Source organism: Pedobacter soli, assembly GCF_900101435.1.
Classification (GTDB): Bacteria; Bacteroidota; Bacteroidia; order Sphingobacteriales; family Sphingobacteriaceae; genus Pedobacter; species Pedobacter soli.
The window spans coordinates 60,003-72,485 of record NZ_FMZH01000004.1; the positions used below are offsets into that span (position 1 = coordinate 60,003).

Here is a 12,483-nt window from a genome sequence, read left to right on the forward strand (position 1 = left end):
TCATAATTTTCCATGGTCTGTGTCTCCACAGACCATCCTTAAACCATAAACCTCGCAGGTTTTTAAAACCTGCGAGGTTTATGGTTTGGCTAAAAATGTTAGTATTTTGTTTAAAACAAATCACGCTTTATTTTTATTAAAACTAAAAATATTAGTAATTTTGATTTCAATCATCCCAATTGGCAGTAATGGAAAAAGAAAGGCAGATTATTCATATGGATCAAGATGCATTTTTTGTGTCGGTAGAAATCAGAAAAAATCCCAAACTATTAGGCAAACCCGTCATTATTGGCGGTGGCGGCGATAGGGGTGTAGTAGCTTCATGCAGTTATGAAGCCCGGAAATATGGTGTCCACTCCGCAATGCCCGGCCGAACGGCGAAACTCCTTTGTCCGCAGGCCATTTTTTTAAGGGGCGATATGGAAGAGTACTCGCAGGCCTCGCACGAGATTACCGAAATCATTGCCGATAAAGTTCCGCTTTTTGAAAAAGCCAGTATCGATGAGCATTATATCGATATGACAGGGATGGACCGCTTTTTTGGCTGTATGAAATTTGCTTCCGAGCTCAGGCAAACCATTATTAAAGAAATGAGTTTGCCCATTTCCTTTGGTTTATCGATCAATAAAACGGTGGCTAAAATTGCCACTAACGAATCCAAACCGGCTGGCGAGCGACAAGTTACTTTTCCTGAACTAAGGCCTTTTCTCGATCCGCTTGCTATTCATAAAATTCCGGGTATAGGTCATGCCACCTATAAAAAACTGAGCGAAATGGGCGTGCGTCAAATTCTTACCCTTACACAAATTCCGCAACAGCTCATGTTTAAAATACTGGGTCAACACGGACTGAGTTTGTGGCAAAAGGCAAATGGCATCGATCTGGCTCCTGTAGTACCTTACCGCGAAAGAAAATCAATTGGTACACAGGCTACCTTCGAAAGCGATACCATGGATATGGCCAAATTAAAGGCCATTATCACTGGCATGGTAACCGGCTTAACCTTTCAGCTGCGCAACCAGAAAAAACTAACGGCCTGCATTACCGTAACCGTACGTTATACCAATTTCGAAACCGTTACCCAGCAGGAAAGAATCCCTTACACTTCGCTCGATTCTTTCCTGATCAGTAAAGCCCATAGTCTTTTCGAAAAAGTTTATGCCAAAAGAATGTTGCTGCGTTTGGTGGGCGTAAAGCTGTCGCATTTGGTAAGCGGTTACGAACAGATGGGCTTATACAACATTGCCGAAGAAGAATACAGCCTGTATCAGGCTATGGATAAGGTACGCAACAGTTATGGGGCAGAGGCGGTGGTAAAAGCCTGTATTGTTACCCAGCCACCCCGCGATGAAAAAGGGAAGGTGATCAAATATAATCCCCGCAAAAAGAAAGTATTAATCGAAAATACCAGCGATGGTGAAGAAGAAAAAGAGCCGGAAGTAAGAAAACGTTCAAAAATCAGGAGTTTTATGAGCGAAAAAGGAACAATTGGAACTAAATCTTACGACTGATGTTTTTAAATGTCCATTCTTCTTATAGCCTAAAATATGGTACGGAAAGTATCGGGCAACTCATTGCCACTGCGCGGAGTTTGGGTATCCACCAGATGGTGCTTACCGATATCAATAATTCAACCGGAGCTGTAGAGTTTATCCGCGAGTGTTACAAACAGGGCATCGCCAAAACGGCCGATGATATACACAAAGGCAATATTCCCTACCGGATTAAGCCTGTAGCCGGCATTGAGTTCAGAAATGGTAGCAGGTTGCTGTATGTAGGTATTGCCCGCAATAGGGAAGGTATGCGCGAGCTGAATGAGTTTTTAAGCTACCACAACATCAACAATATTGTCCTGCCCGAAAACCCGCCCGAAATGGAAAATGTATACCTCATTTATCCTTTTCATAAGTCTTTTAACCGCGAGCTCAAAGAAAATGAGTTTGTTGGCATTCGGGGTAAACAGCTTAATTTATTGTACAAACATCCGCTTTTAAAGCAAAAAGAAAAACTGCTGGTCTGGCATCCTGTTACGGTAAGCAACAAAGTTACGTACCGCCTGCACGAATATTTCAGGGCCATTGAGCTGAATACATTGCTCAGTAAAGTACCTGGTGAGCAGAAATGCGAACCCGATGAATTCCTGATTCCCGAAGCCGAGCTCACGCAGCAGTTTGAGCAGTATCCTTTCATTGTTCAAAACACACAGCAATTATTGGATAGTTGCGATTTGAGCATATATTTCGAAAATACCCCCGTGCCTTCATCTAAAAATAAGTTTTACTATACTAAAACAGGCTTGGAAGGCGATAAAAAAATGCTGCGAAGGTTGGCGACAGTAGGACTTAAATACCGTTATGGCGAAAAAAATAAGGAAGCCATGGCGCGTTTAGAAAAAGAGTTGCGAATCATTGAACTTAAGAACTTCTGTGCCTATTTTCTAATCACTTTTGATATTGTACGTTATGCCATGAATAGGTGTGGCTTTTACCATGTTGGCCGTGGTTCGGGGGCTAATAGCATTGTGGCTTACTGCCTGCGCATTACCGATGTAGATCCTATTGATCTCGATTTATATTTTGAAAGGTTTTTGCACGAGAAACGAACCAGTCCGCCTGATTTTGATATCGATTTTTCGTGGGACGAACGCGAAACCATCCAGCGCTATATTTTTGAACGTTACCCCGAATGGCATGTCGCTTTCCTGGGCACCATGAGCACTTTTAAAGACCGTGCCATTATCCGCGAAATAGGTAAGGTAATGGGCTTGCCCAAAGAAGAAATCGACAGTTTTACCGACCCAACCAAAGAAAAGGAAAACCAGAAAAACAGCACTTACCAAAAGCTGCTGGCCGTACACCGTTACATGAAAAGTATGCCCAACCAGCGTTCTATCCATGCCGGAGGCATTTTGATTTCAGAAGAACCCATTACTTATTACACTGCACTGGATATGCCACCAAAAGGTTTCCCTACCGTACAGTGGGATATGTACGAAGCCGAAGCAATCGGGTACGAAAAATTCGATATTCTGAGCCAAAGGGGGATTGGCCACATCCGCGAAGCGGTACAACTGATTCAAAAAAACAAAGGGAAGCCAATTGATATACACAATTTTCCGGTTTTTAAGCATGACGCAGAATTGAACAGGATTTTAAAGGAAGGTCAACCCATAGGCTGTTTCTATATCGAATCGCCTGCTATGCGGCAGCTGCTTAAAAAATTAAAATGCGATAATTACCTCACCCTGGTGGCTGCCAGTTCCATTATCCGCCCCGGGGTGGCCAGTTCCGGTATGATGAAATCGTACATCGAGCGTTACCATGCACCTGATAAAGTGGTTTATCTCTGCGAGGTAATGAAGGAGCGCTTGAGCGAAACCTATGGCGTAATGGTGTATCAGGAAGACGTAATTAAAGTTTGCCATTATTTTGCAGGTCTAGATCTGGCCGATGCCGATGTACTCCGTAAGGCCATGAGCGGTAAATATCGGTCTAAATTGGCTTTTGATGAGTTAGTAAATAAATTTTTTGCTTCAGCACGAAAGGAAGGCCATTCAGAAGAACTGATTACCGAAGTCTGGCGGCAGATTTCATCCTTTGCCGGTTACAGCTTTTCAAAAGCCCACTCTGCTTCCTTTGCTGTAGAGAGCTACCAGAGCCTGTACCTTAAAACCTATTACCCTATGGAGTTTATGGTGGCCGTGCTCAACAATTACGGTGGGTTTTACAGTCGCTGGGTATACGTTAACGAATTACAGAAAACCGGTGCCCGGGTGCATTTACCCTGCGTAAACCACAGCGATGAAGTGGTGAATATACAGGGTGAAGATGCCTATCTGGGGTTTATCGGGGTGCAGGGCCTGGAGGAAAAAAATATAAAAATTATCCCCGCCGAACGCAGCGCCAATGGGACTTACCTCGATCTGGAAGATTTTGTAAAGCGGACCAATATTTCATTAGAGCAGGTCATTGTTTTAATTCGCCTGGGCTGCCTGCGCTTTACCGGTAAAGACCGCAAAACCCTGCTTTGGGATGTGCACAATTACCTCGGCTTTAAACAAAAGAAAGTAAATGCTGCCGAACTTTTTAAACTCAGTTATAAAACTTACCAATTGCCTGAGCTGGCAGATTCGGAGCTCGAAAATGCTTATACCGAACTGGAGCTGCTTGGGTATCCGCTTAACTATAAAATGTTCGATTTTCTGAAAACCAGCTACCGTGGCGACGTAATGGCTGCCGATTTACATCAGCATTTGGGTAAAACCATCAGGATGGTAGGGAATTACGTATGCGAAAAAACGGTACACACCATTAAAAATACCAAAATGTGGTTTGGTACATTTTTAGATGCCAATGGCGATTTTTTCGACACGACACATTTTCCCAATACTACGCCCATCTACCCCTTTAAAGGCAAGGGTTGTTATCTGATTTTAGGTAAGGTGGTAGAAGATTTTGGCTTTCAGAGTATTGAAGTATTAAAATTTGCCAAATTGGATATTCAGTTGAATCCTGTAGCGATTAATTAAAACAAGTGATATGAACAGTGCTAAAATTAGGAAAGAGTATTCACTAGTTCTTCATCCTTCCATAGAAATTATTGATAAAGTTGCGGCTTTAAAAGCTAAATTAACAACCAAAATCAGGAAATATGCAAGCAGAGATTCAGTTGCTCATGTTACCATTATTAAATTTTTAGCTAGTCAAAAAGAGTTAATGATTATCGAAAAGAAGATCGAAATGTTTTGCAATTCACAAAAGCAGCAGAAAGTGATTTTTAATAGGTTGATCTCCTCAAAAAAAAGCCGCACCATTTTTGTAATTCCAGATGAATCTTCCAAAACTTATTTAAAGAATCTTTTAGATGATTTCCGAAAAAGGTTGAAAACACGCTATACTAAAAGTGGTGGCGAAGCACATATCTCTATCGGCCGTAAATTAAGCTCAACTCAAATTGACCTGGCCCAAAATTTATTTGGCCCTGTAACTTTAAAGTTTATTTGCGATACCGTTGCCATACGGAAGTTCAGTAAAAATGCTGGGCAGTTTGAAGTAATTAAGACTTTTAAATTTTTAGAAAATCCATTAATTGATGCTCAATATTCGCTATTCGATTAGGGAAATTACAATCATGAGCCGATTAAATTTGCTAATCGGCTCATAAATTGGCTTTTTTTTGAGCCGATTAAATTGTATATTCGGCTCATGCAGTATAATTGGGAGCTAAAAACCTGGCCAAACTTTACTTTTTCTACAAAAGATATCGAGCATGATCTCTATCATTTTGCTCAGCAAACCGGTGAGGTTAATGCTTTGTTAAAATCGTTACCTGATGATCTCAGACAAGAAACATTGCTTGAAATGATTTTGTCTGAAGCCATAAAAACATCAGAAATAGAAGGGGAATTTTTGAGTAGAAAAGATGTGATGTCATCCATTAAAAATAACCTTGGACTTAATAAAACACCTGATGTTGTAAAAGATAAACGTGCTTCCGGAATAGCTGATTTAATGATTGATGTGAGAAATACCTTTTTAGATGAATTAACTAAAGATACCTTATGGCATTGGCATAAGCTTTTATTCACAGGGAATAAATATATAAACATGGGTGCCTGGAGAAAAGGCGATGATCCGATGCAGGTCGTATCTGGAGGAGTAGGTAATGAAGAAATCCATTTTGAAGCACCACCCTCACATCGTGTTATTGGTGAAATGGAAGCTTTTATCACCTGGTTTAATGCAACCAAACCACAGGGTACTAAAGAAATTAAAGATCCCGTAATAAGGGCTGGTATTGCTCATCTGTATTTCGAAACAATCCATCCCTTCGAAGACGGAAATGGTCGTATTGGGAGGGCAATTGCAGAAAAAACTATTTCGCAAACATTAGGCCGCCCGGTAATGCTCAGCTTATCTAAAGCAATCGAAAGCAACAGGTCTGCTTATTATCAGGCTTTAAAAAACGCGCAAAGAAGCAATGAAATTTCTGAGTGGCTCAAATATTTTGTAAATATTGCACTTCAGGCACAATTGGAGGCCAAACAAACGATCGATTTTACACTCCGCAAAATAAAAGTTTTTGACCTATTCAGAGAAAAACTTAATGACAGGCAAAAGAAGGTTTTACAAAAGATGTATAGTTTCGGAATTGATGGTTTTGAAGGAGGGATGACTGCTAAAAAGTATATTTCAATCACTAAGACTTCAAAAGCTACTGCAACAAGAGATTTGAAAGAGCTGGAGAATTTAGGTGTTTTAATGGCTTTTGGCAGCGGTAGGAGTGTGCATTATAAAATCAAAGATTAATAATCCTGCTTGCGCGCGTTTCAAACGCGTGCAAAAATAGCCTAACGATTGCATCGTTTAACACTTCTTCAACATAATTTCTATATTTAAACCATGATCCACTTCAAAGCAGAAATAGAACGTTTCGAAACCATGGGCGAAAAAACCGGCTGGAGCTACGTATTTATTCCCGAAGCTTTAGCTAACGAAATTAAAGCCGGCTGTAAAAAGAGTTTTAGGGTTAAAGGCAAAATAGATGAACTCGAGGTTTCAGGACTGGCCACCATACCCATGGGAGAAGGAGATTTCATTATTGCCTTAAATGGTCCTTTACGTAAAAAACTCAGAAAAGAAGCCGGTGCCGCAATCGAATTGTTTTTAACAGAAGATAAAGACTTTAAAATTGAAATGCCCGAAGATCTCGAAATATGCTTATCAGAAGAAGACCACCTGATGCAGAATTTCTTAAAACAACCTAAATCGCATCAAAACTATTACATCAACTGGATCAATCAGGCCAAAACAGAACCTACCCGAACCAAAAGACTAGTTATGACCGTTAAAGCGATGGATAAAGGGCAGGATTTTGGAACAATGATCCGTGAATCGCAAGGGAAGTCCTGAGTGATTGACGTTAATGGTCAATAGTTGATGGTTCATGGCGGGATACCAGATGACGCCATCCACGAATTATGGGCTATAAACTATTGACTTCCGACTTCGGACTTTCTACTATAATTCCTGAACCAGCTGTTTACCTTCATTTGGATAACCCCTAAAAAAGCCTCCCTGAAAATACGGGTACTCATTTTTGAAGTTCCTTCGGTGCGGTCGGTAAAGATAATGGGTACCTCAACTACTTTAAAGCCGAATTTAATTGCCGTAAATTTCATTTCAATCTGAAACGCATAACCCACAAACTTAATTTTGTTTAGTGGTATGGTTTCCAATACAATTTTGCGGTAGCATTTAAAACCAGCAGTGGCATCCTGAATGTTAATGCGGGTAATAAAGCGAACATACATAGAAGCAAAGTACGACATTAAAACCCTGCCCATTGGCCAGTTTACCACATTTACCCCTTTAACATAGCGCGAGCCAATGGCTACATCAGCGCCGTTTACGCAAGCTTCGCGCAGGCGGGCCAAATCATCCGGATTGTGCGAAAAATCGGCATCCATTTCAAAAATGTAGTCGTAATTTTTTTGCAGTGCCCAGTTAAAGCCATAGATGTATGCAGTACCCAGGCCTTGTTTGCCCGAACGTTCTTCGATAAATAAATGCCCCTGATATTCGTCCTGCAACGATTTTACAATATCAGCCGTTCCGTCGGGAGAGCCGTCATCAATAATTAAAACATGAAAAGGCTGGGTTAAAGAAAATACCTTGCGGATAATCTTTTCGATGTTTTCCTTCTCGTTGTAGGTTGGTATGATGACTAAACTATCTGGCACGTTCGTTATTTTTTTATGAATGGAAGCTTTTGGCCTTTGTATTATGTGTTATAATTGCTTTTAAACTGCGAAAGTAAAGATTTAATATGAATTCACCACGATTTTTGATTGAATTGTGGAAGCTTTAAATCAACAACATTTTACCATTTAAGACATATAAGGGCACTTAAGATTTGGAACTTGTGTGAACTTACGTGCCTTATATGGTTAATAATAAAAAATTATTTTACCACCTCAGGCATATAAGGGCACTTAAGATTTGGAACTTGTGTGAACTTACGTGCCTTATATGGTTAATAATAAAAAATTATTTTACCACCTCAGGCATATAAGGGCACTTAAGATTTGGAACTTGTGTGAACTTACGTGCCTTATATGGTTAATAATAAAAAATTATTTTACCACCTAAGACATATAAGGGCACTTAAGATTTGGAACTTGTATGAACTTACGTGCCTTATATGGTTAATAATAAAAAAATATTTTACCACCAAAGACATATAAGTACATTTCAGGTGAAACTAATACGAACTTAAGTGCCTCATATGGTTTTGAAAATAAGCTTATCTCACTTCCTGCATCAGTCGTTTAACCAATTGAGAAAGGAGGATCAGTACCAGGCCTGAAATCAAAGAATATAGTGCCAGAGCTTTGTAACCTTCGGTATATGCCATTAATTTGGATGTAAGCGAAGCATTTTCGATGCTCGACATTTCTGCACCCAACTTTCCTGCAGCCAGTTGCCCAAAAGCACTCGATAAAAACCAGAGTCCCATCATCATCCCAAACATTCTTTTAGGCGAAAGTTTGGTAATAATCGACATCCCGATAGGACCTAAGCAAAGTTCGCCCAGGGTTAACAGTAAATAAGCAAAGGTAAATACATTTAAAGAGCTAATGCCCTGTGCGTTTGCAAAGAAACGGGTAGCATAAAATGCATAAAAACTTAGCGCAAGTAAAAGAAAACCGATACCGAATTTAACTACTGTGTTAGGCTCAATTTTGCGTTTATATAAACCCAGCCACAAAATACCCACTATCGGACTAAAAACAACCACAAAGAAAGAGTTTGCGCTATTGTTTACCACATTAGGATCGATGTTAAAAAAGAGGATTTTATGGTCGAGGTTATCTTTAGCAAACAACGATAATGAACCACCACTTTGCTCAGAAATGGCCATAAAAATGAAATAACAGAAGATAAATACGAATGCCGCAAGTAGTTTATACTGCGCCTTTTTATCTTTTATTTTAAAGGTTTCGTACAAAAAGTAAATCATGGCAATTACCCCAATGGTGTACATAAAGTAATCGGCAAAAACGGTGTTTTTTACCATGATGTAAATTAAGGGGATGCAGAGAATAGAACCTACGTATACAGAAATTTCTGCTACTCTTTGTTTCGCTTTTTTAAGGTGCAGCAAAGGCGAAATACCAATCGGTCCCAAATGTTTTTTGGTAAAAATAAATGTACCTAAACCAAACGTCATTACAAGCGCCGCTGATAAAAAGCACAGATGCCAGTTGTAATATTTACCCAAATAAATACACATGGCGCCACCCAATAGTCCGCCTATGTTAATACCGGCGTAAAATAAGCCATAGCCGGCATCGCGTCGGTTATCTTGCTCATGGTAAAGTTCGCCTACCATTGATGAGATATTGGGTTTAAAGAAACCTGTACCAATAATTGATAGGGTAATGCCCACATAAAACAGGTCCTGAGGCGAAAAAGCCAGGATCAGGTTCCCGATAATCATTAAAGAACCGCCCCAGAAAAGTGATTTGCGGAAGCCCAAAATACGGTCGGCAAAAATACCGCCGATAAAAGTAAATGCATATACAAAAGCCTGTATTGCACCGTATTGTAAGTTTGATTTCTGGTCGCTAAGGCCCAGCTGGTCGACCATAAAAAAGGCCAGAACGCCCCGCATGCCGTAAAAACAAAAACGTTCCCACATTTCTACCAGCGACAGGTGCCAAAGTTGTTTAGGGTATTTGCCCTCAAAGTTTTGGATATCTTCTATTGAAATTGTTTTTTCCATGAAATTGGTTTAAAAATGAAAAGCCCGATCAGGAACCGGGCTTTAAGTTAAAATTATTTTATGCTGTTAATGAACACCATGCATCCATTTGCGTAATAACGGGCTTAATGCAAACATAATTAAGCCTGCCACAATTGGTATGATGGTGAATATTAAGAAGAATGTTGAGATTGAATAAGCTGTACTGATTTTATCTATCAGTGATCCGGTAGCGCCTGCAAGGTAATTTCCGATGGCAGTACAGGTAAAAAATACACCAAACATTAAACCAACCAAATTAGCTGGTGCCAGTTTACTTACGTAAGATAAACCAACCGGAGAAATACAAAGCTCACCCACGGTGTGGAAGAAATAGGCAAAAACAAGCCAGAATAAGCTTACTTCTGCAGAAGTTGCTCCTTGCGGAATAGCAGAACCTCCGTAAGCCAGACCAGCAAAGCCAATACCTACGAATATAAGGCCAAAGCCGAATTTTACCGGACCGCTAGGGTTAAATTTGGTTTCCCAGATTTTAGACACAATAGGGGCTAAGGATACGATAAAGAATGAGTTAAGTACGCTAAACCATGATGCCGGCACTTCAGTACTTACCGAACCCAGTTCACGGTCTACTTTCCAAATGGCCAATACCCAAATAATGGCAAAGCTTAATAAGGTAAATAAGATCGTTGCCGGATATTTTTTGAAGATTTTTCTGGCTAATGAGAAAAGCACAAAAGTTACAGCTACCAAAGGAAATATAGTAAGGATACTGTCTACCCATTTAAAAGTAGTTGCTGCGCCACCGGTTAAATTTCTTAAGGTGTAATCTTTGGCAAAGATAGTCATCGAACCACCTGCCTGTTCAAATACCATCCAGAAGAAAATGGTGAAAATAGATAAAATGGCAATCACCCATAAACGCTGGCTTCTCACTTTTTTCGGAATTTCTTCCACTGTTGGATCTGCTTTCTCAACTTCTTTAGTTTTATCTACCGACGCACCAATTACGCCAAAAATTTTCTGTCCGAAGTAGAATTGCAACATCCCGAAGAGCATGAAAACGCCTGCAAGCCCGAAACCGTAATGCCAGCCCACTTTTTCGCCAATGTAACCACACATTAACATCCCGATAAATGCCCCAGAGTTAATACCCATATAGAAAATGGCATAAGCACTGTCTTTTTTGTCGCTGATAGGTGGGTAAAGTTTACCCACAATAGAAGAAATGTTTGGTTTAAAAAAACCGTTACCCACAATCAGTAGCAGTAAACCTAAATAGAAAAAGTTATTGCTAAAGCCTTCAAGTGCCATGGCTGCGTGGCCAAGGGTCATAATAAAGGCACCTATAATTACCGCTTTTCTGTAACCTGTAAATCTGTCGGCAATTAAACCACCTAATATTGGTGTAAAATACACCAGGCCTGTGTAAATAGCATAAAGTTGTAAAGCTTCGGGCCGTGGCCAGCCCCAGCCATTTTTACTTAAATCACTAATCAGAAAAAGAACCAATATGGCACGCATTCCGTAATAGCTAAATCTTTCCCACATCTCAGTGAAAAAGAGTACAAAAAGCCCAACCGGGTGACTAAATAATTTTTCTTTGGATACGCCTTGACTTTCTAAATGGAGATCTAGTTCTTTATCATGGTCAATACTAATGGTTTCATTAGATTTTTGCATAAAACATTTGTTGGTTTTAGTTTATGAATTCAGAATTTGTGTGTTGTTTAAGCTAGTTTAGCAGGGCGCAATATAGTCAGCGTAGGCCAAACTCACAAATTTTTAGGTAATGTATCAGGTAAATGATTTGTTAAAAATTAAAACTTCCTGATTGGTTTAATATTTTTCTTTGGATCTGCATAAAGCTCATCGTTCGAATTAGCCTCGTTGTTAAGTGTAAGTTCTTCCTGCAATTTTAATTTGCCGCCAATAATTTTGAAACCATCAAAAGTGCCATCCGAACCATAAAATTCAGGTTTGCCTTTTATTTCGGGATCAAAAGAACCCAGGTGGTCAAACACAATCATGCCCGCTTTTACGTCGGTTTTAAGCATCATGGCATTCGATTTGGCGTATTCAAATATCACCCTGTTTTTTCCTTTCAGTTCTTTTCCATCAAAAACCGGCGCTCCAAAAGTTACATTATCCTTATCAAAGGAAAGGATTTCGATTACTTTTTTTGTAGTGGCCTGCGTGTTTCCTTTCCAACCTAACAATACATAATATGGCAAGCGGTTTCCGCTGGTTACGGGTATAATTTCGTAATAGCGGGCACCAAACCATTTCTGATTGTTCGTTACCACATTAGGGTCGTTCATGTTCTCTGTTTGATCGATTAGCGGATAGAGTTTTAACGGACCGTTTTTGGTATTCATCTGGATGGTACCATAATAACGGTAGCTGCCATTTTCGAGCTGTACATACCAGGTTAAAGTTCTGAAAGCCTGATCGGTAGATTTAATTATCGAGACATTTTTTAACGAATCGAAAGGGTAGGCAAAAGAATTGGGTGTTTTTAAGGCTTCTACCAATAGCTTAACAAACCTGCCATTGCTTTCGAGCTTTTCATTGTCACTTAATGCAGTTACTGTAGCTGTAGAAATTTTGATCAGCGAATCCTGAAAAACGCTCATTTTATTAGGAGCCTGTTGCGCTTGTACATTAAAGCTCAGCAGGCCAATAAATAGCAGGGAAAGCAACTTTAGGTTCTTCATT

Annotated in this window: 9 protein-coding genes; 5 read left to right on the forward strand and 4 right to left on the reverse strand. The window is 39.8% G+C overall.

Translation table 11 applies throughout. From position 1 onward, the window contains the following. Window positions 1-188 precede the first annotated feature (188 nt). From dinB to BLR37_RS09955, 5 genes are all read left to right on the forward strand, one after another. Window positions 189-1,511 carry a DNA polymerase IV gene (gene dinB, locus BLR37_RS09935; protein ID WP_090767956.1) on the forward strand — a complete coding sequence of 441 codons (1,323 nt, stop codon included), beginning with the start codon at window positions 189-191 and terminating at the stop codon, window positions 1,509-1,511. Continuing rightward, entirely contained in the window at window positions 1,511-4,528 is a 3,018-nt protein-coding gene (dnaE, locus tag BLR37_RS09940) for a DNA polymerase III subunit alpha (protein ID WP_090767959.1), read from the forward strand. The genes dinB and dnaE overlap by 1 nt, the downstream gene beginning before the upstream one ends. A gap of 10 nt (window positions 4,529-4,538) precedes the next feature. Then, window positions 4,539-5,117 (forward strand): hypothetical protein, encoded by a 579-nt coding sequence (locus BLR37_RS09945; RefSeq protein ID WP_090767961.1) that lies wholly within the window; start codon window positions 4,539-4,541, stop codon window positions 5,115-5,117. 87 nt (window positions 5,118-5,204) lie between these two features. Beyond that, the gene (locus BLR37_RS09950) at window positions 5,205-6,308 is read left to right on the forward strand and encodes a Fic family protein (protein ID WP_090767963.1); all 1,104 of its coding nucleotides are present in this window, start codon (window positions 5,205-5,207) and stop codon (window positions 6,306-6,308) included. A gap of 93 nt (window positions 6,309-6,401) precedes the next feature. Then, entirely contained in the window at window positions 6,402-6,911 is a 510-nt protein-coding gene (locus BLR37_RS09955) for a YdeI/OmpD-associated family protein (protein WP_090767965.1), read from the forward strand. Between the two features lie 80 nt (window positions 6,912-6,991). On the opposite strand, the gene BLR37_RS09960 is transcribed toward BLR37_RS09955, so the two are convergent. From BLR37_RS09960 to BLR37_RS09975, 4 genes are all read right to left on the reverse strand, one after another. Further along, window positions 6,992-7,741, reverse strand: a complete 750-nt coding sequence (locus tag BLR37_RS09960; protein ID WP_090767968.1) for a polyprenol monophosphomannose synthase — start codon at window positions 7,739-7,741, stop codon at window positions 6,992-6,994. A gap of 563 nt (window positions 7,742-8,304) precedes the next feature. Then, entirely contained in the window at window positions 8,305-9,786 is a 1,482-nt protein-coding gene (locus BLR37_RS09965) for a peptide MFS transporter (RefSeq protein ID WP_090767971.1), read from the reverse strand. A 66-nt stretch (window positions 9,787-9,852) separates the two neighbouring features. Next, window positions 9,853-11,448, reverse strand: coding sequence for a peptide MFS transporter (locus tag BLR37_RS09970; RefSeq protein ID WP_090767974.1), 1,596 nt, complete (start codon window positions 11,446-11,448; stop codon window positions 9,853-9,855). Window positions 11,449-11,585: 137 nt separating this feature from the next. Then, the gene (locus tag BLR37_RS09975; protein WP_090767976.1) at window positions 11,586-12,482 is read right to left on the reverse strand and encodes a hypothetical protein; all 897 of its coding nucleotides are present in this window, start codon (window positions 12,480-12,482) and stop codon (window positions 11,586-11,588) included. Window position 12,483: the final 1 nt, after the last annotated feature.